The 24,712-nt window shown below is 59.3% G+C and carries 18 protein-coding genes; 11 read left to right on the forward strand and 7 right to left on the reverse strand.

Annotated features, from left to right (window positions below):
* Positions 1 to 9: 9 nt before the first annotated feature.
* Positions 10 to 981, forward strand: coding sequence for an RluA family pseudouridine synthase (locus M8N44_RS06475; protein ID WP_022397085.1), 972 nt, complete (start codon positions 10 to 12; stop codon positions 979 to 981).
* Between the two features lie 62 nt (positions 982 to 1,043).
* Here M8N44_RS06475 and M8N44_RS06480 read toward each other — a convergent pair whose 3' ends face one another.
* Entirely contained in the window at positions 1,044 to 1,577 is a 534-nt protein-coding gene (locus M8N44_RS06480) for a TlpA family protein disulfide reductase (RefSeq protein WP_180971782.1), read from the reverse strand.
* A 397-nt stretch (positions 1,578 to 1,974) separates the two neighbouring features.
* Positions 1,975 to 2,754, reverse strand: a complete 780-nt coding sequence (locus M8N44_RS06485; RefSeq protein ID WP_102728042.1) for a hypothetical protein — start codon at positions 2,752 to 2,754, stop codon at positions 1,975 to 1,977.
* Positions 2,755 to 2,895: 141 nt separating this feature from the next.
* On the opposite strand from M8N44_RS06485, the gene pheA reads away from it, so the two are divergent.
* From pheA to pgsA, 4 genes are all read left to right on the forward strand, one after another.
* Entirely contained in the window at positions 2,896 to 4,053 is a 1,158-nt protein-coding gene (gene pheA / locus M8N44_RS06490) for a prephenate dehydratase (RefSeq protein ID WP_102721419.1), read from the forward strand.
* Positions 4,054 to 4,098: 45 nt separating this feature from the next.
* Positions 4,099 to 5,715, forward strand: a complete 1,617-nt coding sequence (locus tag M8N44_RS06495) for an alpha-L-fucosidase (protein ID WP_102728041.1) — start codon at positions 4,099 to 4,101, stop codon at positions 5,713 to 5,715.
* A gap of 24 nt (positions 5,716 to 5,739) precedes the next feature.
* A complete protein-coding gene (gene ligA / locus M8N44_RS06500) occupies positions 5,740 to 8,124 on the forward strand; it encodes an NAD-dependent DNA ligase LigA (protein ID WP_102728040.1) in 2,385 nt (794 codons plus the stop codon).
* Between the two features lie 253 nt (positions 8,125 to 8,377).
* Positions 8,378 to 8,986, forward strand: coding sequence for a CDP-diacylglycerol--glycerol-3-phosphate 3-phosphatidyltransferase (gene pgsA / locus M8N44_RS06505; protein WP_102728039.1), 609 nt, complete (start codon positions 8,378 to 8,380; stop codon positions 8,984 to 8,986).
* Between the two features lie 271 nt (positions 8,987 to 9,257).
* On the opposite strand, the gene M8N44_RS06510 is transcribed toward pgsA, so the two are convergent.
* Entirely contained in the window at positions 9,258 to 10,391 is a 1,134-nt protein-coding gene (locus M8N44_RS06510; protein ID WP_102728038.1) for a Fic family protein, read from the reverse strand.
* Between the two features lie 723 nt (positions 10,392 to 11,114).
* Between M8N44_RS06510 and M8N44_RS06515 the strand changes: the two genes are divergently transcribed.
* From M8N44_RS06515 to M8N44_RS06525, 3 genes are all read left to right on the forward strand, one after another.
* Entirely contained in the window at positions 11,115 to 12,404 is a 1,290-nt protein-coding gene (locus M8N44_RS06515; RefSeq protein WP_102721414.1) for a DEAD/DEAH box helicase, read from the forward strand.
* A 112-nt stretch (positions 12,405 to 12,516) separates the two neighbouring features.
* Positions 12,517 to 13,125: a hypothetical protein gene (locus M8N44_RS06520; RefSeq protein WP_022397077.1), complete on the forward strand. Its 609-nt coding sequence runs from the start codon at positions 12,517 to 12,519 to the stop codon at positions 13,123 to 13,125.
* A gap of 489 nt (positions 13,126 to 13,614) precedes the next feature.
* Entirely contained in the window at positions 13,615 to 15,060 is a 1,446-nt protein-coding gene (locus tag M8N44_RS06525) for a Gfo/Idh/MocA family protein (protein WP_022397076.1), read from the forward strand.
* A 342-nt stretch (positions 15,061 to 15,402) separates the two neighbouring features.
* Here the strand turns inward: M8N44_RS06525 and M8N44_RS06530 are convergent, their stop codons facing one another.
* Both M8N44_RS06530 and M8N44_RS06535 read right to left on the reverse strand, forming a co-directional pair.
* Positions 15,403 to 16,155: a GNAT family N-acetyltransferase gene (locus M8N44_RS06530; protein ID WP_102728037.1), complete on the reverse strand. Its 753-nt coding sequence runs from the start codon at positions 16,153 to 16,155 to the stop codon at positions 15,403 to 15,405.
* A 232-nt stretch (positions 16,156 to 16,387) separates the two neighbouring features.
* Positions 16,388 to 18,760 carry a glycoside hydrolase family 95 protein gene (locus M8N44_RS06535; RefSeq protein ID WP_102728036.1) on the reverse strand — a complete coding sequence of 791 codons (2,373 nt, stop codon included), beginning with the start codon at positions 18,758 to 18,760 and terminating at the stop codon, positions 16,388 to 16,390.
* Between the two features lie 217 nt (positions 18,761 to 18,977).
* Here M8N44_RS06535 and eboE point away from each other — a divergent pair, with 217 nt between their 5' ends.
* Positions 18,978 to 20,120, forward strand: a complete 1,143-nt coding sequence (eboE, locus tag M8N44_RS06540) for a metabolite traffic protein EboE (RefSeq protein ID WP_102728035.1) — start codon at positions 18,978 to 18,980, stop codon at positions 20,118 to 20,120.
* A 3-nt stretch (positions 20,121 to 20,123) separates the two neighbouring features.
* Entirely contained in the window at positions 20,124 to 21,074 is a 951-nt protein-coding gene (locus M8N44_RS06545) for a M28 family peptidase (protein WP_102726717.1), read from the forward strand.
* 23 nt (positions 21,075 to 21,097) lie between these two features.
* On the opposite strand, the gene M8N44_RS06550 is transcribed toward M8N44_RS06545, so the two are convergent.
* Both M8N44_RS06550 and rpoN read right to left on the reverse strand, forming a co-directional pair.
* A complete protein-coding gene (locus M8N44_RS06550) occupies positions 21,098 to 22,252 on the reverse strand; it encodes an MFS transporter (protein ID WP_102726718.1) in 1,155 nt (384 codons plus the stop codon).
* Positions 22,253 to 22,401: 149 nt separating this feature from the next.
* Positions 22,402 to 23,799, reverse strand: coding sequence for an RNA polymerase factor sigma-54 (gene rpoN / locus M8N44_RS06555; protein ID WP_102728034.1), 1,398 nt, complete (start codon positions 23,797 to 23,799; stop codon positions 22,402 to 22,404).
* A 143-nt stretch (positions 23,800 to 23,942) separates the two neighbouring features.
* Here rpoN and M8N44_RS06560 point away from each other — a divergent pair, with 143 nt between their 5' ends.
* The gene (locus M8N44_RS06560) at positions 23,943 to 24,662 is read left to right on the forward strand and encodes a GDSL-type esterase/lipase family protein (protein ID WP_102728033.1); all 720 of its coding nucleotides are present in this window, start codon (positions 23,943 to 23,945) and stop codon (positions 24,660 to 24,662) included.
* The last annotated feature ends 50 nt before the right edge of the window (positions 24,663 to 24,712 follow it).

The raw sequence follows: 24,712 nt of genomic DNA on the forward strand, positions 1-24,712 counted from the left end.
CCACGGATCATGAATCTGACCACGGACGATGCCGACGGGAAAATCCGCCTGGACCAATACCTTGCCGCCCACCTTCCGGAGCTTTCCCGTTCCAGAATCCAGAGCCTGATCAAAAGCGGGGACGTATTGGTCAACGGCACTCCCGCCAAGCCTAAAAACCCAGTTTCCCGCGGTGATTCCATCACCGTCCGCATTCCGGAGCCGGAACCGGCGGAAGCACGGCCGCAGGACATTCCCCTGGACATCCTGTATGAGGATGAAGACGTGGTGGTCATCAACAAGGAAAGCGGCATGGTCGTGCATCCTGCCGCCGGCAACCCGGACGGCACCATCGTGAACGCCCTGCTCCACCATTGCGGGGACCTCTCCGGCATCGGCGGCGTGGAACGCCCCGGCATCGTCCACCGCCTGGACAAGGATACGTCAGGCTGCCTGGTCATTGCCAAGAACGACGGAGCACACCAGTCCCTGACGGCGCAGTTCGCGGCCCGCAGCACGGAAAAACGGTACCTGGCCGTTGTCCAGGGCATTCCCTCCCAAAGCTCCGGCACGGTTTTCACCCACATTGGGCGCCATCCCGTGAACCGCCTGAAAATGGCGGTGGTCAATCCGGGCACCGGGAAAGCCGCCATTACGGACTACGACCTGCTGTGCGCAGACCCGGCCACGGATTCCTCCCTGGTCCTGTGCACGCTCCACACGGGCAGAACCCACCAGATACGCGTGCACATGCTCCATCTGGGCCATCCGCTCATCGGGGACCCCATTTACGCCAAACCCGCCCGGCAGAAGGCGAAACCCGGCAGGCTCATGCTCCACGCGTGGCGGCTGGGCTTCGACCACCCGCGCACGGGAAAGCGCATGGAGTTTGAAGCGCCCATCCCGCCGGAATATACGCCGTGGCTCCAGCTCTTTCCCAACGGGCTTTACGGAGCCGTTCCGGAGCCGCGCCCGGTGAGGAAAAACGGGGAGCAGAGCTGAAGCGGCCCTGTTTTCCGTATTTCGGAAACGGCGGAGGGAGCGCCAAAAGGCAAAGGAAGCCCCTATTTTTTGCCTTCCTCCGGCTTGCAGAACTTGCGCCAGTCTTTCAGAAGCGTGGCGGGATGCCCTGTGATGATGATCTTGCCCGTGCCATCCACAATTCCCAGCCGTGGAATGGAGCCTCCCGGCTTGTAACCGGGAATACCGTTCCCTTTCTTCGGCTTGACGATGGGGAATTTCATCCGTTCCTCCTTGGCCCATGCCTTGGCGGCCTCCTCCGTCTTGTCACAGGAAAACAGCACCAGTTCCACATCATCGGTCTGGCGGATCTTCCGGTAGGTCCGCACCACGTGGGGCATTTCCCGGCAGCAGGGGCCGCACCAACTGGCGGAATACAGGAAAAGATAATATTTGGCTTTTGGGTTCGGCCTGTCCTTGGTTAAAAAATCGGCTTTTTCCAGAGCCTTCCCCACGGCGGAAACGGCAGCCTCCCCGGCCTTGGGAGCCGGAGTATCCGCGCTGGCGGAAAACATTCCGGCCACACCGCATCCGGCGAGCATGAGAGCAACAGAGCACAGTTTGATGGATTTTTTCATAGACCCATCATTATCAATAAAAAAATAACGGTCAAGCAAGATTATTCGCCGGAGCGTATTCTGAAGAGGAGGAAAACAGGCAGGTAATGCCGGCTTCAGAAGGCCGGGAAAAAAGCTGAACGAAGGAACAGGAATTTGCATTTGTTTTTCACCTGCCGGGAGCGGGAAAAGAAAGAATTCAGCGGCGCGCCGCACCACGGTTCTTCAGGAAGAAGGCCGGAACCTAACTTGGCGGCTGGACAGAAAACGCACAAGAGCTAAACCGCCGATTTTTTGGCGGCCCCCATTCTCCCGGCAAAGGCTCAACAACCGCCCCCGCGTCCCATCAACAAACAGCCAACCGGGAACAAGGGCCTCCCGGCCCTTGTAAAAAACAGTCCAACATAAAAATATTCCCTTATGCCCCCTTTTTGGGCGGAGCATTCAAATCCACGGTCACCTTCACGGGAACATCCATGGCCTTGACGCCCTTGCTGGCCACCACCGTAGCTTTCATTTTAGCGGGCATGTTCTTTACCTGGTACGTATAAGTGCGGGAAGGAACGGAACCGAAGCTGAACGAACTTTTGGACACGCCGGGTATCTCCAGTTTGCCGCCCTCCGCGTCAGTCAGCGTTATTTCCTCCACATGGAGCGTATCACTGAATTCCAGTTCCACCTCACCGGAAGCCTTGCCGTGGTCCTTTGCATCCTTCACGGTGATTTCCATGCCCTCCACCTTGAATTTGGCGCCCTTCCGCGCGTCAAACTCCTGGCCCGGAAAAGTCCTGCTTCCTTTGGAAACCTTCATGTTGACCACTCCGTCCAGCTTCAGGGGAAACACAGGTTTCTGTTTCAGCCTCAGGGAATGTTTGGCAAAGGCTCCGGAATCCGCAATACGGGTAAAAAAATTGTCGAATTTGGCTTTTGTCCTGGCGCCGCGGCCATCCGTAACTTCAAGCTGTGAGTCCTCACCGCCCTTAACGAATTTACAGCCCTTGGGAGCAACGAAACCCAGCACCACCTCCACGGCATCCTTATTTCTGTTAAACATGTCATCCACGCCGGCAGGATCAGGGAAGGACAGGGAGACCTGGGAGACATAAACGTTCACGGCCTGTCCGCTGGCGCAGGCTATCTGGGAAACGGCGCCCAGGAAACATGCCACGGCAGTCGGCAACAATGTTTTTTTCATCATATTAAAGAGAGGCAAACCTACCCTGCATCTTCCGTGCATGCAAGAAAAATCCGCCATGGAGAAGCCCCCCCTTTAATCTTGATTTGCCCCCGCGGAACCGCTACCCTGACGCGGCTTTAAACACACAGCTTTCACAGAGACATGGAGAACACTCAACACGGGGATTCCGCCTCCCCGGCCAATCCCCCCCGGCAGCAGAAAAGCGGAAACACGGATGAACAGACCATCGCCCTGACGAAGGCGCGTCTGGCCATTGACGAGGTGGACGCCCGGATTGTGGAGCTGCTTAAGAACCGCGCCGAATGGGTGCATGAAGTCGGCCGCATTAAAAAGGAGGGGAATTCCCCCATCTTCGTTCCCGAACGCGAAACGGCCCTGCTCAGCAAGCTGAACCGCCTGAACGCGGGCGTGCTGCCGGAGGCCTCCCTCCAGGCCATTTACCGTGAAATCATCTCCTGCTCCTTCTTCCTGGAAGGGGGGCTTACCATTGCCTACCTGGGCCCCAAGGGCACATGGAGCCACCAGGCGGCCCTCAAGCAGTTCGGTAAAAGCTGCGAACTTATCCCGTGCCAGAGCTTCAAGGACGTGTTTGACATGGTGGACCGCGGGAAGGCCCAGTACGGCGTGGTGCCCGTGGAAAACTCCTCGGAAGGCTCCGTGACCGCCGTGATGGACCTCTTCGTCACCTCTCCCCTCAAAATCTGCGCCCAGATCAATCTGAACATCCGCAACAGCCTGATGGCGGACATCCCGCGGGAACACATCCGCATCCTGTATTCCCATCCGCAGGTTCTCGGCCAGACGCGGAACTGGATTCTGCGGCACTTCCCGAACGCGGAGCTCGTGGAAACCTCCTCCACCACGAAGGCCAGCATCCTTGCCAAGGAGAACGCCTCCATGGGCGCGGCGTCCCTGGGCTGCCCGCTGGCCGCGGAACTGTTCGGCCTGAACATTCTGGAAGAAGACGCGCAGGACCAGGCCTGCAACACCACCCGTTTTGCCGTCATCGGCCGCCAGGAAACGCAGCCCAGCGGCAGGGACCGCACATCCCTGCTCATCCGCATCCAGCACAAGCCCGGCACCCTGGCGGAAGTCATCAACTGCTTCCAGCGGCACAACAACAACCTGATCCGCATTGAATCCCGCCCCTCCAAGGTCATCAACTGGGAGTACGTCTTTTACATAGACGCCGTAGGCCACATTCAGGAATCCCCCCTACGGGAAACCCTCCCGGAGCTGGAACAGCACTGCTCCATGCTGAAAATCCTGGGCAGTTACGCGGATACGGACGTCATTTGACCGGCTTAATCTTTCTCCCCCCGCTTCATACCACCCTGAAAAACCATGAAAATCGCTACGATTGCCGCCCTGGCCCTCACCCTGGCACTTCCCTCTCTGGCCCAGCAGTCCGCCACTAAAATCGTTACGGAGAACGGGCAGCCCACGCTGGCCCTGGATGAACAGTTCGCGGCCCGGCTGCGCAGCGGCAGGACGGAACAAAACGCCCCCGCCACGGTTCCCTCGGAATTCTCGGCAGCCGCCCCCGGACTTCCCCTCCCCGCGGACGCCAACCACGCCGCTGTGAAGGAAACGGCGGAAGAGCGCAACCGTCGCATGGAATGGTGGAGGGACGCCAAATTCGGCATGTTCATCCACTACGGCCTGTATTCCGGGCTGGCCGGGGAATGGAAAGGCAAGCCCGGCGGTTCCGAATGGATTCAGAAAAACGTGGAAGTGGACACGGATTCCTACGCTGCGGAAGCCCTGCCCCTGTTCAAGCCCAAGGAAGGGCTGACGGAAGAATGGGCCCGGCTTGCCCGGGACGCAGGGTGCCAATACGTGGTGCTCACCAGCAAGCATCATGAAGGCTTCGGCCTGTTTGACAGCGCCCAGACGGATTACGACTCCAAAAGCGCCGTGAACCGGGACATTATCCGCGAATACGTGGACTCCTGCCGCAAGCGCGGCTTGAAGGTAGGCCTTTACCACTCCGTCATCGACTGGCACCACCCGTCCTATGACAACACCATCTGCCCGGACCTCTGCTATCCCGCGGGACAGGCGGAAATGCTTAAAAGGAAAAACATCCCGCGGGACCACGCCGCCTACCAGAAGTACCTGCACGCCCAGGTCCGGGAGCTGATGACCCGTTACGCTCCCATTGACATCATGTGGTGGGATTATTCCCAGGGAGCCATGGAAGGGGCCAGGGGCTGGAAAGCGCCGGAACTGATGGACATGGTGCGCTCCATCAATCCCGGCGTCATCATGAACAACCGCCTGTACGCCTATTCCGGCCTGAACCGGGACCAGGCCGGCACGCTGGACCTGCGCTGCGGGGACTACATCACCCCGGAACGCTTCATCCCCCGGCGCGGCTATCCCGGCGTGGACTGGGAATCCTGCATGACGGTGAGCGACAAATGGGGCTACAACCGGTATGACACCAACATCAAGTCTCCGGAAACCGTCATTGAAAAACTGGTGGAATGCGTCACCAAGGGAGGCAACCTCCTGCTGAACGTGAACCCGATGGCGGACGGAACCGTTCCGGAAAAAGTGGCCGCCACCATGCGCGGCGTGGGCCAGTGGCTCAAGATCAACGGGGAGGCCGTGTACGGCACGCGGGCCTTCACGGAACTGGACCAGCCCGCCTCCATCAACCGGCAGGGGGACATCTTCGTCTTCCTGGTTCCGCCGCCGGACAAGGGACCGGCCCAGCCTCCCAGCGAAGGGACCATGAAGGAACTGACGGAAGGCGCGGAATACGCCCGCATGCAGCCGCTGGATTCCACCGGATACGAGGACGAGGAAGGAACCTCCGTCTCCCTCCCCGCAGGCTACTCCAAAGCGGTGCTGCTGGGAGACAACACCGCCCTGCCCGTCGTCAACGGAACGGTTCTGTTCAAGGCGCACGAACACTCCAAAACGCCCTGTTCCGTCATCAAACTGAGCAAATAGCCCTCTTTTCCACTCATTTTCCTTATGGAGGAAGACCTTTTTTCCCTGGCGGCCGGCAAGCAGCCGTCACAGCAGGCAAAGGATGAAGCGGGATCCCAAGCCGGAGAACCGCAGGAAAGCGCCGCCCCCGTCCAGCCCGGCAAGACGAAGGAAGACGTGCGCAACCGCGTGGACTACCTGCGTTCCGAACTGCGCCGCCACAACCGGCTGTATTACGAACAGGCGGAACCGGAGATCTCCGATGCGGAATATGACGCCCTGTTCCTGAAGCTTGAAAAACTGGAAAAGGCCCATCCCGAACTGGCGGAGCCGGATTCACCCACGCGCCGTGTGGGGGGGGCGCCGCTCCAGGGCTTCAACCAGATCAGGCACGCAGTGCCCATGCTGTCCATTGACGACATTTTCGAGCAGCGCGACGCCCCTGTTCCGGACGAGGAACTGGTGGAATTCTACAACAAGCTGGTCAAGGCGCTGAAAACGGAAACGGTGCCCGTCTCCGTGGAACCCAAGATTGACGGGGTAGCCCTCTCCATCATGTACCGCGACGGGCGGCTCGCTTATGCGGCCACGCGCGGGGACGGAGACGTGGGGGATGACGTGACGGCCAACGTCCGCACCATCCGCAGCGTCCCCCTCACCCTTCCCGCTGGGGCCCCTCCCGTGCTGGAGGTGCGCGGAGAGGTCTTCATGCCCAATGAAGCCTTTGCCAAACTAAATGAGGAACGGGACGCGGAAGGTCTCCCCGCCTTCGCCAACCCGCGCAACGCCACCGCCGGAACCCTCAAGCAGCTGGACCCCCGGCAGGTGGCCGCCCGTCCCCTGGCCTTCCTGGCCCACGGGCTTGGCGCGTATGAAGGGCCGGAACTCACGAATGTAAAGGATTTCTGGGACATGCTCCGCCACTGCGGCATTCCCTGCAATGATCCGGTGTATTATACGGACAGCCTGGAATCCACCCGTCAGGCCGTGCGGGACATTGACAGGCTCCGCCACACGCTCCCCTACGGCACGGACGGCGCCGTCATTAAAATCAGCTCCATGGCCACCCGGGAGGCCCTGGGAGCCACGGCGCGCGCCCCCCGCTGGGCGGCGGCGTACAAATTCCCCCCGGAACAGAAGGAAACCGCCCTGCTGAACATCATCGTGCAGGTGGGCCGCACCGGGGTGCTGACGCCCGTGGCGGAACTCAAGCCCGTGCTGCTGTCCGGCTCCACGGTGGCGCGAGCCACCCTTCACAACCAGGATGAAATCGACCGGAAGGACGTCCGCATCGGAGATACCGTGCTGGTGGAAAAGGCGGGGGAAATCATCCCCGCCGTTCTGAAAGTGAACCTTTCCAAACGTCCGGCGGATGCCAGGCCCTACAGCATTCTGGAAGCCACGGGGGGCCTGTGCCCCGCGTGCGGCAACCCCATCATGAAGGAGGAGGGAAAAGTGGCCTGGCGCTGCACCAACTTCACCTGTCCTGCGCAGGCCGTGTCGGGCATCACCCACTTCTGCTCCCGCTCCGCGCTGGACGTGGAAAGCATCGGCTCTTCCGTGGCGGAAGCTTTGAGAAGCTCCGGCCTGGCTGCCTCCGCGCTGGACCTCTTCTCCCTGAAGCTGGAACAGCTCGCCAACCTGAACCTGGGCACGCCGGAGGAACCGCGCCGCTATGGGGAAAAGAACGCCCAGAAAGCGCTGGACGCCCTGCAAAACGCGCGCGAGCTTCCGCTGGAACGCTGGCTCATCGCCTTCGGCATTCCCCTGGTAGGGGAAGTAGTCGCCAAGGCGCTGGCGGACACGCACCCGGACCTGGAGCATGTGGCGGACTCCTCCTACCTCCGGGACATCGTGCGCCTGGACGAGCTGATGGAACAAGCCGCCAAAACCAACCCCAACACCCGTGAAAACAGAAAGGCGGTGAAGGAAGGCGCGCTTTCCGCAGAGGCGGTGCAGGAGCGCCATCAGGAACTGACGGATGAAATCGACCGCCTGACCGCCCCCTATCTGGAAACGGGCTACCTGCGCAAGAACACGGCCAAGTTCAGCTATGGCTCCGAAATCGGCGTGGCGGCGGCCAAATCCCTCCAGAGCTTTTTCACCTCCGCAGCGGGGAACCATACGATGGACGTTCTGCGCGGCCTGGGCATCAATCCCCAGTCCCAGTCCTACCGGGCCAACCTTCTGGAAATCCCGGCGGGGGCCCTGTCCGGCAAGACCTTCGTCATCACCGGAACGCTCAGCCAACCGCGGGACTACTTTGAACAGCTCATTGCCGCCCACGGGGGGAAAGCCACCGGAGCCATTTCCAAATCCACCTCCTACCTCCTGGCAGGCAGCGGCGGCGGCTCCAAACGGGACAAGGCCCTCAAGCTGGGCGTTCCCGTCATCTCCGAGGAAGACTTCAACAAGCTGGTCGGGGAATAGGCCGCCATCCCTACCCTACTCTGTTTCCCATCGACGCTACAGAAACCCGTTCCCTGCATCATGCCGCAGGCTTCCGCCTGTTCCATCCCGCCGGAGCTCAAGGCAAAAACGCCCAATGTGCCCCCTCCGTCCACCCCTTCTCCCTTCCATGGTCCGTCTGATTTTTTCCGTGTGCCGCATTCCGGGAATTTAATTCCTGAATCCTGCAAAAAAGCTTGCTACGGACCGTCATCTGCTCCCTAATAAACCGCGTATGCTGAACCTGCCTAACGCTATTACCCTGACACGGATTGCCCTGGTAGTCGTCTTCACGGCAGCAGTCAGCATCGCGGACCAGTATTCCTGGGGATACCTGGCCGCACTGGTCACCTTCATCCTGGCGGCCTGCACGGACTGGCTGGACGGCTACCTGGCCCGCCGCCTGAACCAGGTCACCACCTTCGGCAAGCTCATTGACCCCCTGGCGGACAAGATTGCCGTTTCCGCCGCCTTCATTTACCTGACGGGCGTGGGGCTATGCCCCGTCTGGGTCACCATTCTCATCATCAGCCGGGAATTCCTGGTCACGGGCCTGCGCCAGATTGCCCAGGACCACGGCGTCATCATTCCCGCGGGCACGTCCGGCAAATGGAAAACCGCCTTCCAGCTGGCTTTCTGCATCGCCTCCCTGCTGGCCCTGACCTGGACGCACACGCCGGAATACCTGCCCTCCTTCCTGGACCAGCTTGCGGCGCTCTGCCTGTGGCACGGATCCGGAGCTTCCAATTTCCTGTACCAGTTCACTCTGTGGGGCTCCATCATCCTGACCGTGTATTCCGGGGCCGTTTACTGCGTGGGCGCGCGCAAATTCTTCCAGCACTAAGGGTTCCCCGCCAGGTTCCCGGCTGTTCTTCCCTCCGCATGCCGGAAAGAGGAATGTACATCCACAGCTTGAAACCGAACAGGGGAATCTTCTCCCCCGGGTACCCCGGCGCCCTTTCATCACCATCCCATATGCCGACAGAAAAATGGAAAACAGCGATAAAAAAGGCAGCCCATGAAAGGCAGCCTTTTCATTATTTTCTGAACTCCATTCAGGCAGATTATTTCATGATAAGGGTTAGTGCCGTAACTTGCTTGTTTTATCTCACGAGCTAGCCAGAGGCGATTTGCAGAAGTTTTCCCAGCTCAAATACGGCAGGCTTTCTGCCGCTTCCTTCTCTCACCTTCCGCACCAACCCGGCTTCGATGATCTGATTCAGGAGATTGCGAACAGTCATGTCTTGGCAGGTGTTTTCCTTCTCCTTCATTTTTTTAATAATTTGAGGCCTCGTAAAGATGGGGGTCTCGAAAATGCAATCCAGAAGCAGATGAGAGTATTCGGAATGGGTGATGTTCCTGAAAGCATCTTCTAGTTCGTTATGAAGTTTGTTGATCTCTACGGCGCGGTTGATGTTTGCCGTGGCCTGCTCCACCATCGCCCGCAGGAAAAAGGAAAGCCATTCGTTCCATTTATTTTCTTCATGGACGGCATTCAAGCATCTGTAATATTCGTCCCGGTGAGCTTCCAGATAGGCGGACATGTAAAACATGGGACGGTGCAAAATGTTCTTGGCATAAAGAAAAAGAGGAATCATGAGCCGTCCGATTCGGCCGTTGCCGTCCAGAAATGGATGAATCATCTCAAACTGAACGTGCATCACGGCTGCCCGAACAAGAGGGTCCAGCTGAGCTTTCTCCTCAATGCTCCAATCATTCACCATGTAGTCCAACCAGTTTTCCATCAAGGCTTCCACGTGCACCGGATCGGGAGGAATGTAGGAGGCCTGTTCGATCGGGCAGCCGTGGGAACCTATCCAGTTTTGTACCTCTCGGAAAAGGCCGGGGGACTTTGTGTTGCCGCGCACGCCTTCCAGCAGAATTCTATGGATTTCCTTGACCAAGCCAAGGCTCAACGGCCTTTCTCCGAGACTGCGGGATGCAAATTTCAAGGCTGACCGATAATTTTTAATTTCGTCAATGTCCTCCCTTTTGCTTTCGCTGAATGATATGCCAGCGTCTTGTTCGTACACTTCGTCAATGGTTGCCTGCGTGCCTTCGATTTTGGAAGACAGAACTGCTTCTTGAGTCATGAAGGGTGACAGGAGAATGTCAGGATTGACCAACGTCCTTACTATTCCATCATAACGAGCTACAGCTCCGTTGGCTTTTCCCAGGATATCGGCAAATGCGTTTGCATCAATTCTTTTTAGAACAGGCAGATATTCCGGAAGATAAGGTGTCTTCATCACAACTTTGTTGATAATGAAAGTAGGATTCAAAGTCAACAAATGATTTCGTTGACTTTATATTATCATCAAAACTGTTTATTTACATCAAAAAGGTATTTCACAGTCAACAAAGTATTTTGATGGTATTTTGTTTTCATCAACGAATAGTAATTCCGTTTTACGCACGGTTCTTACCGGAGGGCAGTCCATTCCTTTTGCCAGGCTCTTGTGAGAATTTGCTTGGAGGCTCCGTCAGTTTCCCAGCCTTCCGAGAAGGTGCAGAGAGGGTCGAAACCAGGAGAGCAAACATCTTGCATAGGCTCCATTGCCCAGGCTATTTCGCCAGTTCTCCTCTGCTATAGTTTCCATAACTATGCAACACACTTTCAAAGGAAAATGGGCACAGGGGCCGCACACTGCCGAGGTTCCGCAACGCGAATCTGACTCTCCTCAGGAGGCGTCCCGCCAGACTTCTCAGGAAAACACCGGAAAACGGAATCCTGACGCAATAGACGTTTTTATTTCTCTTGACGGATATTCTGCGCCGTGCTTATATCGTGCTGTTCCCGCCAAATGGTGCTTGGTTGTTGATTTTTGATAGTCATTTGCGGTTGGCGGAATACGGGCGTCTCCGTATTGATCCTTTCAGTATCGCTCCTGCGGGCTTCTTTTTGTTCCGCTATTGTCGTGATTCCGTCAGTTCATTGCAGCCGAGGCGCATTCACAGACACATCAATAAACATGGTATCAACCACATTCAGGGAGCTTGGCTTGTCGGCTCCCATTCTCCGCCAGCTGGAGAAACTGGAGTACAAGACCCCCACCCCCATCCAGGCAGCCTGCATCCCCCTGCTGCTGCAGAACAAGGACCTGATGGGACTGGCGCAGACCGGAACCGGCAAAACGGCCGCGTTCGCCCTGCCCCTCATTCAACAATTTTCAGAACATCCCAGAAAGCCGCTTGCCCGCCAGGTAAGGGCGCTCATCCTGAGCCCCACCCGGGAACTGGCCGCGCAGATTCATGACAACATCTGCGCCTATGCCAAAGGGCTGAACCTGTCCACCGCCGTCATCTTCGGCGGCGTGGGGTACGCCCCCCAGTTCAAGAAGCTGGCCGGCGGCCTGGATATTCTGGTAGCCACGCCCGGCAGGCTGATTGACCATCTGGAACGCCAGACCGTCAACCTGGGCGGTGTGGAAACCCTGATTCTGGACGAAGCGGACCACATGCTGGACATGGGCTTCGCTCCGGCCCTGAAAAAGATCGTCGCCAAAATCCCGAAGAAACGCCATACCCAGATGTTCTCCGCCACCATGCCGGACAACATTCTGCAACTGGCCCAGTCCCTGCTTCAGGAACCGGAAACGGTGATGGTCACCCCCCCGGCCGCCACGGCGGACAGGGTGGAACAGTCCCTCTGCATGGTTGGCTCCCAGGCGGAAAAAAGGCCCCTTACCCTGGATCTGCTGGAACAGCAGGAACAGCCGGGCCGCACGCTCATCTTCACCCGGACCAAGCACGGCGCGAACCGCCTGGCCTCCTTCCTGACCGGAAAGGACCACCCGGCCTCCGCCATCCACGGCGACAAGAGCCAGGGCACGCGTGAACGCATGCTCCGGGAATTCCGTTCCGGGGAAACGCCCATTCTCGTCGCCACGGACATCGCCGCCCGCGGCATTGACGTGAAAGACGTGCAGCTCGTCATCAACTACGATCTGCCGGAAGAACCGGAAGTCTATGTGCACCGCATCGGCCGCACGGCACGCGCCGGAGCCGCCGGGCAAGCCATCGCCCTCTGTTCCCCGGATGAAATCAAAAAAGCCAGGGACGTGCACAAGCTGCTGGGGCGCCTCCTTCCCGTCCATTCCTCCAGCGCCACCATACCGTCTGAATTGCAGACGGTTCCCGGCACGCACAGGGAAAGGAAAAACTCCATGCAGGAAAACCGTTCCGCCTCCCGCAGGGGGCCGCGGAAAAGTTACGGAAGGCGGAATTCCGCCGGAAGGCAGGGAAGCCGTGCGGGCGCATGATTTTAATCATTCAAAAAAACTTTTGAACGAAATCAGGGGCTGCACAGTCTCACTTGCTACAAACGGTTCACCGGACCGTTCCAGTCGGGAAGCTTCAACCGGAGTTTCAATCATGAAAATCATCTCGTCCATCATCAAGACACTGTGCGTGGGTACCGTCGGTTCCCTCGCCTGCCAGGCCGCCATGCAGGCTTACGCGGATGACGTTCCCTCCACGTTTGTGGAAGGCAACTATTCCCCGGAAGTAGCCCGCTACGTGCAGAGCATCGCAGGCGTGGCGCTGGCCTCAGGCATTCATGATTATGACGAAAACGCTACCAGCAGCTACCAGGTTCTGGCTCAGGTTCTCAACAGCGGCAATGCAACGGAATTGCCGGACGACCTGAAACGGGCCATTGAAATGCTGACCAGCTACGTCCCCGACCCGAACGCGACCATTCAGCCGATTCTGACTAAAAAACAGATTGAGAGGATGGAGCAGATGGCGGACCGTATTGAAAACCTGATGGAGGAAAAATACGGAGTGGACCTGGAAGACTGCATGAATATCATGAAACGTGCATTGGCCCCGTCCATTCCCGACATCCTCCGCTCCTGTGACATGGAAGGCACGCAGCTGCCGACCACCACCGTTTTCCGCCCCAGGCTGGGCAAGGCGCTGAATGAAGCTTATGCCAGGCTTGCCGCGTCAAAACTTCCCGCCGCCGGCACGGCTCAGTAACCGGACCACTTCAAAACGACCGGGAAGATGATCCCGATTCCACGGCATGCGGACCCCGTCAAGGTTCCCTGAACAGAAGCCGCAGGAAACGGAATGATCTTCCCCGTCGCCAGGAAAGGAAACAACAGCCAGCGCCGGCGACACCACGCAACACTCTCCGGATGTCCTCCGATGCAGGGCCGATCCTTCGGACCGCGGTGCAGCGATACGCTCACCCCCCTTCACTCCCAAGCAACGGCATGCAACATCGGCACAACCGGGTGATGCACCTGACAGGCCCCGTCCTTCCCGCACTGCGGCAGGAATGGGGCCTTTTTCATGCCCGCCTCCCGGAAGGAGCCTGCCTTCCCCTCTTTTGACGCCTCCGGCGCGGAGCACCTCTCTCCCGCAGGAGAATGCATTTTTTGCACCATCCGTGAAAGAAAGATTCTCAAGTCCGGGTATGTATGGCAAACTAAGGACTCAAATCCTTCCATATAATTACCATCCATGGATAATTCATCATCACGCCGTCGTTTCCTTCAGACCCTGGGTCTGGCTACTGGCGCCCTGGCTGCCGGTTCCTTCGCCAACGCCCAGGAAGTAGCTCCCCTGGCTCCCAAAAAGATCATCGTTCCGGACCCGAACAACATCGGTCCCATGACCACGTGGCCCCCGCGCAAGCCCGGCGCCATCTACATGGGCGGCTTCAGGGCCCCCAAGCTGGACAAGGTGCGCGTGGCCTTCGTCGGCGTAGGTGAACGCGGCTCCATGCACGTGGGCCAGATGGCCGTCATTGAAGGCGCGGAAGTCGTCGGCATCTGCGACCTGTACAAGGACTGGGCGGAACGCAACGCGGCGCTGGTGGAAAAGAAGACGGGCAAGCGCCCTCCCATTTTCACGAACGGCCCGGAAGACTACAAGCGCATGATGAAGGAAGTCAAGCCGGACGCCGTCATCGTCTGCCCCAGCTGGGAATGGCACTGCCGCGTCACCTGCGACGTGATGAAAATGGGCGCCCACGCCTTTGTGGAAGTCCCCATGGCCGTCTCCATCAAGGAACTCTGGGAAATCGTCAATACCTCCGAGGAAACCCGGAAGCACTGCATGATGATGGAAAACGTCAACTACGGACGTGAAGAACTCATGTACCTGAACATGGTGCGCCAGGGCGTCATCGGCGACCTGCTGTACGGGGAAGCCGCCTACATCCACGAACTGCGCGGCCAGATGAAGCAGGTGGACCGCGGCACCGGCTCCTGGAGAACCTACCACTACGCCAAGCGCAATGGCAACGTCTACCCCACGCACGGCCTCGGCCCCATCGCCCAGTACATGAACCTGGCCCGCAAGGACGACTGCTTCGGCAGGCTCGTTTCCTTCTCCAGCCCGGCCCTGGGCCGCGCCGCCTATGCCAAGAAGAATTTCCCGGCGGACCACAAGTGGAACAAGCTGGACTTCGCCTGCGGCGACATGAACACCTCCATCATCAAGACCACCATGGGCCGCACCATCCTGGTGGAATGGGATGAAACCAGCCCGCGCCCCTACTCCCGCCTGAACCTCATTCAGGGCACCCTGGGCACGCTGGCCGGCTTCCCGACCCGCGTGGCCGGTGAAAAGCTGGGCAACGGCAACTATCACGAATGGATTGAAGGCAACGAAAAACTGGCCCCCATTTTTGAAAAGTACGATCACCCGCTCTGGAAGAAAGTCGGCCCGCTGGCCCTGAAGATGGGCGGCCACGGCGGCATGGACTTCGTGATGCTTTACCGCATCATCGAATGCCTCCGCAAGGGCGAACCGATGGACCAGAACGTATACGAAGGCGCCTTCTGGTCCTCCGTCTCCGAGCTTTCCGAATACTCCGTGGCCCAGGGCGGCATGCCCCAGGTGTTCCCGGACTTCACCCGCGGAGACTGGAAGACGACCGCCCCGCTGGGCATCGTTCAGTAAAAAACTCATTCCCCATCCGGCCTGGAGCTTTTCCGCCTTTACAGCGGGCTTCCAGGCCGGAGCGGATTCCCCGTTCAGAAAACAGGCCGCTGCAAGGCGTGCCTGTTTTTTATTGGCGTGAACAGCGGTTGCAGGGGTAAAAGGAGGCAGGCTGTTCCATTGGCAGCCCCCCTGTTCCTTGATGGAACGGGCGCTCACGTTCATAAAGACGGAGCATGAAAACCCGCAATAAGCATTGGTTCCCTGCCTGCTGTTAGTGAAAAAGGCAGGAAAGGAAGAATGCCTTGCACCCGGAAGGTGCAACCGCACAGCCTGAATAATTTATGAAAGCACCGGCTCAACTCATTTCTTGAGGATTCTCTTTAGATTGGCGACGTCCAACAACAAATTCACCGTTTCAAAATTCCCCTTGTAAAACACGCCCCAGTTATTGAAGACGCAGGGCAATTCCTTTGCCTTTTGCAGCGTATCCACCCTGATGAGAGATACCGGAACATCGTTCTCTCCACAGTACCGTTTTATGATCTCAATGTTTTGATACACAAAGGGGCATTGCATATCATAATAAATTGTCAGCTCCCGGCTCTCAATTCTCCCCTTTTTGGCATTCGGCGCAAACCTCGGCGTTGTTCCGTCAAAGGAAAGAGCAAGCAGTTCATAGCCATGACTGGCAGCATCCACCGCCTCAAAGCCGAACTTCTTCGCAAAGGATTGATCGGCAAGCCACGCTTTCTGTTTTTCAGCTCCGAGCATGCAAACGCCGGATTTGCCCTTTTCCCTGGCATCAGCCAGACAATATTCCATCAGCAATTTTCCATACCCTTTCCCCTTGTAGCTGCCGGAAACCCACAAGCAATATATATAATAGTAGTTGTCCCCAAGGATGGGAACCCAGGCCGTCTCCAGAGGGGCATACTCAATGAAAACCACTCCCTTGGCATTTAACTTTCTAAAGACGTGGCCTTCCCTGATCCGGCCGGAAAGCCATTGCCGCTTTGCTTCAACGCCCGGATGGGGGGCCCGGCTGCGGATAATGCAGCATAAATGTTCACTGGCCAGATTGTCCGCCGTTAAATTGATAAAATCCGTATTCAAAGGCGCATCTTCCATTCTACTAATTTTAATATCCGCCTGTGGAAATGTCAAAAACTCATTCCATGCCCCGACTTCCCGTTACAGGCACAAGCCCTTTTGTTCATCCAGGCATCAGCGGGCGCATTACTCCCTTGGCAAATGGGGCACCTTACAACAGAAACAAGGCTGTACCTGCTGAAAAACAGCTGTAACGGCGTGAGAGACATCGGTCCTGAACCGTTCTGAAGATTCCTCAACTGCCTTTGACGGGCGTCTCCGGCGTCAGTTCATACGTCTTTTCCGTGCCATTGGCGGCCACCTTGACGGATTGGGCCACCGGGGAGGAAAGGCGGAACTGCGTTACCCTGCCGTCCTTCCAGTCCATGTCCACGGTAATGTTGCCGCGGGCTTTCAGCCCACGCACGCTCCCGTTTTTCCAGGCTTCCGGCAGCGCCGGCAGGAGATGCAGGCGGCCGGTGCGGGACTGGAGCAGCATCTCCGCAAAGCCGGCCACGATGCCCATGGTTCCGTCCACCTGCATGGGCGGATGCGTGGTGAACAGGCTGTCCATCATGCTGTGGCGCATCATGCCCCGAATCATCTCATAAGCCTTTTCCCCGTCCAGAAAACGCGCCCAGAGGCTGGCGCGCCACGCCCAGGTCCAGGAACGGCGGGAATCCCCCGTGGTTCCGCGCGCCAGCAGGGATTTGCGGGCGGCTTCCGCCCATTCCGGCGTCTTTTCCGGGCTGATCCGGCTGCCGGGATAAACGGCAAACAAGTGGGAGGTGTGCCGGTGGCGCGGGTCCCAGGAGCCGCCCGGCTTGCGGGCGATCATCCATTCCAGCAGCAGGCCGTCCTCCCCCACCCTGGGACCGGCCAGAAGATCCCTCTTGGCGGCCAGTTCTTTCCTCCAGGCAATGTCCACGCCCAGGGTTTCCGCGGCCTGTACGGTATCATGGAACAATTCCCACACGATCTGCTGGTCATGCGCGCAGCCGTCCTCCCTGGGGCCGTGTTCCGGGGACCAGCCCATCGGAGCCACCAGCGTTCCTTCCTTCACGTCCTTCAACTCCCGGGAGATTATTTCCGGCGTCACCTTCCTGTCCTCCGTCCGGAAGTTGCTTCCTCCCGCGTGCAGGGGCTTGAGCTGGCTTTCCCAGAAACGGCAGATTTCCTTCATCATCGGGTAAGCCGTCGTTTTCAGATACTCCCTGTCCATCGTGAACAGGTAGCGTTCCCACAGATGCAGGGCATACCACGCGGAAGCGGGCTTGTTCCATTTAAATCCCTGGCCCCCGTAAATGTTCTGGGCCGTCCTGGACGTCCAGCCCGGAGCGGGCTTGCCGCCAGCCGTCCTGAACTCTTTCTCCTCCCGGGTGATTTTACGCGCGGCGGGCGCCATTTCCCGGATGTAATCCACCAGCGGGTCATAACATTCCGCCAGGTTGGAGGGGAGCACTCCCCAGTAGCACATCTGGATGTTGATATTATTGTGGTAGTCGGAATCCCACGGCGGAATCAGGCTGTAATTCCACAGGCCCTGGAGGTTGGCGGGCAGATTCCCCGGCTGGGAGGAGGAAAGGATGACGTAGCGGCCGAAGTTGAACACCAGTTCCTCCAGATCGGGATCACGGGCGTCCCTTCCGGCGTCCACCGCCTGCCTGTACCTCTTCAGCCTCTCGTTGACGGGGAGTTCCGCCGTGGCGTCCTCCGTCTCTCCCAGGTCCAGGGAAACGCGGTGGTAAAGCTTGCCGTAGGCGCCCCGGTGGGCGGCTTTCAACTGCTCCGGAGCCGCCTTGAGCGCACGGGCCAGAACGGCGTCATTCCTCTTGCGGGGCGGCTCCCCCTTCCAGTTCCGGGAAGCGTCCAGCACGTAATCCGTAGCCAGGGAAACCAGCACGCGGCAGGAATCCGCCCGCCGGACGGTGATGGAGCCGCCGTTAGCCGTGACACTTCCACCCCTGGGAAGAACGGCAATGCGCGCCTCATAGGTCAATCCGTTCTTCAGGGAACCCTGCATCAGAATCATTCCCCTGCCCCCTCCGGCCGTGGCCGTAATCCTGTCCTGAGGATGCAAGGTCGCCAGGCGGAAGGAGGCTTCCACGGAACGGGGCCTGTCCCCCTGCACCGTCATGGAAACCACCTGGTGCGGAACGCTGGCGAAATACTCCCTCCGGTAACGGACTCCCCCGGAGTTGTAGGACACGGAAGCCAGCGCCTCCGCCACATCCAGCGTCCTTTTATAATCCTGCACGTTCTCTGCTGCCGGATACGTGATTTCCAGCGTGCCGAACGGCTGGTAGGATCCGAATTTGACGGAATCCGGCCCCTTGTCCTTGGCTTCCGCACTGCAAAAACCTCCGGACCACATGCTGATTTCCGTCAGCTCCAGGCGGTCCTTTTCCACGCCTCCGTAAATGAGCGCTCCTATTCTTCCGTTGCCGATCGGCGTGGCGTCCTTCGCCCAGGAGTTGTCCCCGGTTCCCTTCTGGGGCCGCGTCTCCTTCCATTCCGCCGGACGGCTGAACCGGACCAGGGAGGATTTCCATGCCGTTGATTCCTCCGCCGCGCGCAGGACGTCCCCGTGGAACAGAACACCAAGAAGGAGAAAGAAGAACGGACGCATAACGGAAAGATACTACCATATATCCGGAGCCTTTTCAAAGCCATTCTTTCCGCCGGAAAGGACGCTTCCGGATGACGCCAAAAGCCGCAATTCCATGAAATTTTTCCTCACTGCGGAACCGTATGTAGGCTTGAGGAACGTCCCATGCGCACGCATTTTCCACCATTTTCCCCCGGAGTGGAACGCCGTTCCCCAAAACAGCACATACTGCCCCGCCATGCTTTCCTACTGCACCAACATCCATCCCGCCGAATCCTGGGCGGAAACCCGGGAAGCCCTCCAGACCCACGTTCCCCGCATCCGGCAGGAACTGGCCGCACTGAATTCCCCCCTGAAGGACCGCCCCCTGGGCATCGGCCTGCGCCTGTCCGCCAGGGCGGCAGCGGAACTGCTGGAAACGCCGCACGCCGTGGAAGCCCTGAAAGCATGGCTGGACGAACACAACGCGCGCGTGGAAACCCTCAACGGCTTTCCCTACGGGAACTTTCACGGCCAGCGGGTGAAGGAACACGTTTTCCAGCCGGACTGGACCACGCCGGAACGTTTTGAATACACCTGCAACCTGTTCCGCATCCTGGCCCGCATCGGGGATGAAAACGCAGACAGGCTGACCGTCAGCACGCTCCCCGCCTCCCACAGCTGGTTCCATGCGGAGGAGGAGCGCATGTTCTCCCGTCTGGACGCCATGAGCGGATTCCTGGACGTGCTGAGCAGGCAGACCGGACGCCTGATGCAGCTTGGGCTGGAGCCGGAGCCATTCGGCCATTTCCACGATACGGAGGGCGCCATCCGCTTTTTCAACGGCCTGCGCAACCACTCCCGCCGCCCCGAACTCATTGAACGCCACCTGGGGCTGACGTATGACACCTGCCACTTCGCCATCCTGCGGGAGGAACCGGCAGACACCCTCTCCGCCTGGGAGGAAAACAACATCTCCCTCTGCAAGGTGCAGTTCTCCAACGCCCTGGAATGCCGCATACGCGGGGAGGAAGACCTGGAACGCCTCCGCCAGTTTGACGACGGCGTTTATTTCCACCAGACCAGCATCCTCCACCGGGGCAGAACCATGCTTTTCCCGGACCTGCCGAACGCCCTGGCCTACGGGCGGGATTACGCGGAGGAAACGCGGGATTCCCAATGGCGCATTCATTACCACATTCCCCTGTACGCCTCCCCGGAACCGCCCCTGCGGGGCACGGAGGATTTCATCCTGAAAACGCACGCCTTCCTCCGCAGCCATCCGGGCCTGAACCCCCACCTGGAGGTGGAAACCTATACGTGGAGCGTCCTGCCGGACCATCTGAAAATTCCCCTGGCCGCCCAGATTGCCCGTGAACTGCATTACGTTGAAACCCTGTAAGAGATGACCCGCATTCACAAACACGCCGCCCTGACCGCCGGATTCCTGCTGCTGGCCTCCGGCCTCTCCTCCTGCACCCTCCTTCCCGCTTCCTCCTCCGGCGGCCCGGATACCCCGCGGAGCCTGGGCGCGCGCATGGAAAAGCATACGGAAGTCCTGCAAAAAGACATCGGGCCCAGAAACGCCCGGCAGCCCAAATCCATGGAAGCCGCCGCCAAATACATCGCCGGAAGCTTCTCGGACATGGGTTATGCCGTCACCTTGCAGCCCGTTTCCGGAGGGGATGCGAAAAAGGGGACCGCCATCTACAACGTCCTGGTTTACAAGCCCGGACTGTATTCCAACAACCAGAGCATCGTAGTGGGAGCCAATTACGATTCCAGCGAACGGCTCAACAACGGAAGCGGAGCGGCCCTGCTGCTGGAAACGGCCAGGGGCCTCAAGGACATTCCCACCAACCACAACATTTACTTCGTCGCGTATGCGAACGGAGCGGAACCCGCATCCGCCTCCTCAGGAGCCTCCGTCCACGCCAAAACCCTGAGCGGCAGCATCGGCGCGGCCAACATCCTGGGCATGATCAACCTGGAACCGCAGGAACTGGCCGCCGCTGCGGAGCAGAAACAGCCGGAACCGGAATCCCCGCAGGAAGCCGTGCTGTTCATGACCACGCTCCGCGGCAAGGAATTCGCGGGCCAGTGCGCCACTCCCTTCACCAAATCCTGGGAGCAGGCTCCCCCCACCTTCCACCGGGAGCCCTCCGCCATTGCGGGCAATGACCGCCATTACGCGGCGCTGGGCATCCCCACGGTCTCATGCCTGTGCAAGTACGCCATTACGGATTCCCATACGGAGGACTATGTGCACGCCCTGACGGACATGATTCACCAGGTGGCGGACAATGACGTGCCCAAACCGGAGAAAAACGCCGCGGCGGACCAGAAAAAACCCTGACGCCTCTTTCTCCCCCTCTTCTTTTACCGGGACAGCTTTCTTCTTCCGTGGCCGCCGCCCAGCATCAGCACGGGCATGAAGGAGAGCGCCACCAGCGCAATGACCATCGGCATCCAGTTGTCGGAATACCGCTGCATCAGGAAGGAGGTCAGGGAAGGCCCGGCCAGCGTGCCAATGGAGTAGCTCAGCAGCAGAAGCTGGTTCATGGTCACCAGCTCATCCCGTGAGGCCTCTTCACACCCCCAGGCCATGGCGACGGGGTACAGGGAGAAACCCGCCAGCCCCAGCGCGATCAGGGAGGGGGCCATCAGGCCGCCTTTCAGCACCAGCCCCGCGCATGCGGCCACCACCAGCAGGGACTGGCATTTCATGACGAAGGCGCGCCCGTATTTGTCCGCCAGCCGTCCCATGGGCCACTGGCCCAGAATAGCCGCGGCAATCAGCAGGGCCATCCAGTACCCCACGGAGGAGTGGTTCATGCCCTGGTGTTTCAGGAACAGGGGCATCAGGCAGTAAATGGTACCCAGCACTACGCCGGAAATCACGCACCCCACCACGCCCAGAAACACGCTGCGGCGTTTGAGCAGCGTCCGAACCTCCACATGGGTGGAAGACAGGGCGCCCGCGGAATCAGACTCCAGGCGGGCAAACAGCAGGGGAATCATGCCCACTGCGGACAGAACGCATACCTCCGTCACCACCAGGGACATGTCGCTGGGAAACCAGCCCAGGAGGAGCTGGCCCAGCACCGTTCCCAGATAATAAACCACCAGGTAGGAGGCCAGAAGAATGCCGCGGGTTTTCAGTGTTCCGGCCCTCAGCAGGGCGCTCTCCACCACCACCCAGACCAGGGCGCAGCTTATCCCCGTCAGCAGCCGGAGGCCGCTCCAGGCCAGCGCGCCTGGAAACACAAGCAGCAGCAGGGTGGACGCCGCGCATAAAACGCACGCGTACTGGTAGCTCCCCTTGAAGCCGGCCTTGCGGATCACCCCGCCGGCCATCAGCGTGCCCGCCAGGTTCCCCAGAAAGAAAAAAGCCCCCACCAGCCCGGCCTCCCAGGTGGCGGCGTCAGACTGTTCCATCCACAGCGGAACCACCGTATTCAGAACGGCAAACGCCACCGTCTGAAAAAGAAGCCCCGCCAGCAGCAGGGCAATAGGCCAGGTAAATGTACGCATCACGATAAAGCGGGGACTATAGCACCAAAGCCGCAGCAGTCAACCGCCTCTTCCTCCGGAAATAAAAACAGGGAAAGCATTCCCGCAGAACAATACATAAATTATTGATAATAAACTATCAATAAACCATTAAAAAATATAGTGGACTGTCATATCCCCCGGCGCAGGGAGGCGGGCAGAATCTTCATCTGCTCCCGGTACTTCGCCACCGTGCGGCGGGCGATGTTCACCCCCTGCTCCTGAAGCGCGGCGGCCAGCCTGGCGTCACTGAGGGGCTTGGAAGAATCTTCCTCCGCAATCAACCGCCGCATCAGCTCCTGAACGGCGCCGGACGCCACGGCCTCCGCGCCCGCTCCGCCCAGGGAAGCGCCCCCCTCCGCCGGAACGCCCGCGCTGAAAAAGGCCCTTAGCTCCTTCATCCCCCACTTGCACAGCAGGTACTTGTCCCGGCACGCACGGGAAACCGTGGACACGTGCACCCCCATTTCCTCCGCCACCTCCTCCATGCCCATGGCCTTCAGCCGGGACGGCCCGAACCTGAAAAAATCCTCCTGCCGCCGCACGATGGCGCGGGCCAGGCGCAGCACGGTCTCCTGCCTCATGTCCAGGGCGCGCAGCAGTTCCTGCCCTTCCCGGAATGCCTTGCGGAGATACTGCCGGAGCTCCCGGCTGCCGGAGCTCTCCGCCATCAGCTCCATGTACCGTTCATTCATGGACAGGCGCGGCAGGTACTCGGAAGTGAGGACTACATCCAGACCCCCGGAAGGCCCTTCCTCCACGATGACGTCAGGCAGCAGATGGGGATTGCCGCCGGGAGCATAGGCGCAGCCGGGGTCCGGCGTCAGGCTGCGGATCACTTCCAGAGCCTCCGCCACGGCTTCCGGCTCCACGTCCAGCAGGCGCGCGGCCTCCTCATACTTGTGCGCCGCCAGCTCCCGCCAGCAGCGCTTGACCAGGCGGAAGGCGAGCGAACGCTTCAAGCCGCGCTGTTCAAGCTGAATCAACAGGGAATCCCTCAAATCCGCCGCTCCCACGCCGGGAGGGTCCATCCCCCTCAGCACGTCCAGGGCTTCCTCCATATCCCTCATGCTGAAGCACTCCCGTTCTTCCAGCTCCTGCGGGGACTCCGTCAGGAAGCCGCGGTCGTCCAGGGCGTCAATCAGCAGGAACAGGGCGTCCCGGGCGCGCCCGGTCAGCGCGGAATGCTGCGCCTGGTCCGTCAAATGGGTTTTCAGGGATTCCGGAGCCACCACGGACTCATACATGAAATCGCGGCGTGCGGCGGCCTCCGCGGATGGGCGGCCTTCCGGCGTAAACTCGTTCCAGCCGTCCTCCCGCTCATTCCAGGCGTCTCCGTCCGGACCGTCCTCCAGGGCTTCCGGAGAAGCGTCCGGCAATTCCTCAAGCATGGGATTGGTCTCCAGCGCGTGGCGGAGAAGCTGCTTCAATTCCAGAGCGGAGGCCTGGAGAATCTGCATCCCGGCCTGCATGGACTGGGAGGCGGCCATCTGGCGCGCCATTCCATGCTGCAGGGATACCTCACTCATACCGTCACAAGCTACACCACCCCCCGGAATCTGGCAAGGGGGAACGCCCCGGCGCAAGAGCTGCCAGCGCACAGCAGAAGCGGAAAAAAACAACAACTTTTATGTAACGTTTTAAAAAAAACATGCGTATACTATGAAAGTAAATGAAAACCTTGCGTGCAATTGCGTTCTCCCTCCTGGCCTCCCTCTCCATGGCGACGGCGGCCGACCTGCCGTCCCCCCTGCTCCCGTTGCCGCGGGAACAACCCCAATGGTGGAGGCAGCAGTATGAACAACAGGTAGAGCAGGTGAAAAACAATCCCTGCGGCGTCCTTTTCCTGGGAGACTCCATCACGGACTATTGGAAAAGAGAAGGAAAGCAAGTATGGGAAAAGGAATTCAAACCCTACCATCCCTGCAACTTCGGCATTTCCGGAGACCAGACCACCAACCTGATTTACCGAATCACGGATTCCGGCATACCGGCCCAGACGGAACCCAAACTCTGCATCGTCATGATCGGCACCAATAACACCGGCCATTTCAAGGCTGGGGAAGCTCCGGAAAAAACGGCCATGGGCATTCTGGGCGCCGTGGAGCACCTGCTGGTCAGGTTCCCGGACACCCATGTGCTCCTGCTGGGCATTTTCCCCCGCGGCACGGGGCCGCAGGACAAGCTGCGCCAGCACAATGACAAAATCAATGCCGTCCTGGCCCAGTGCAAACTGCCCCGCACCACCTACGCCAATATCAACAAGCGCTTTCTGGACCCCGCAGGCAAGCTCCTGCCCGGCATCAGCAGGGACAACCTGCACTTTACGGAAAAGGGTTATGCCATCTGGGCAAACGCCGTGCTGCCCTACATGAAAAAATACTGCAAGTAATCCTCTCCTTTCTTCTTCACCGCATGACGGACGGAAGAAATGTCCCTCTT

Origin of the sequence: Akkermansia massiliensis (assembly GCF_023516715.1) — a bacterium.
Lineage (GTDB): Bacteria > Verrucomicrobiota > Verrucomicrobiia > Verrucomicrobiales > Akkermansiaceae > Akkermansia > Akkermansia massiliensis.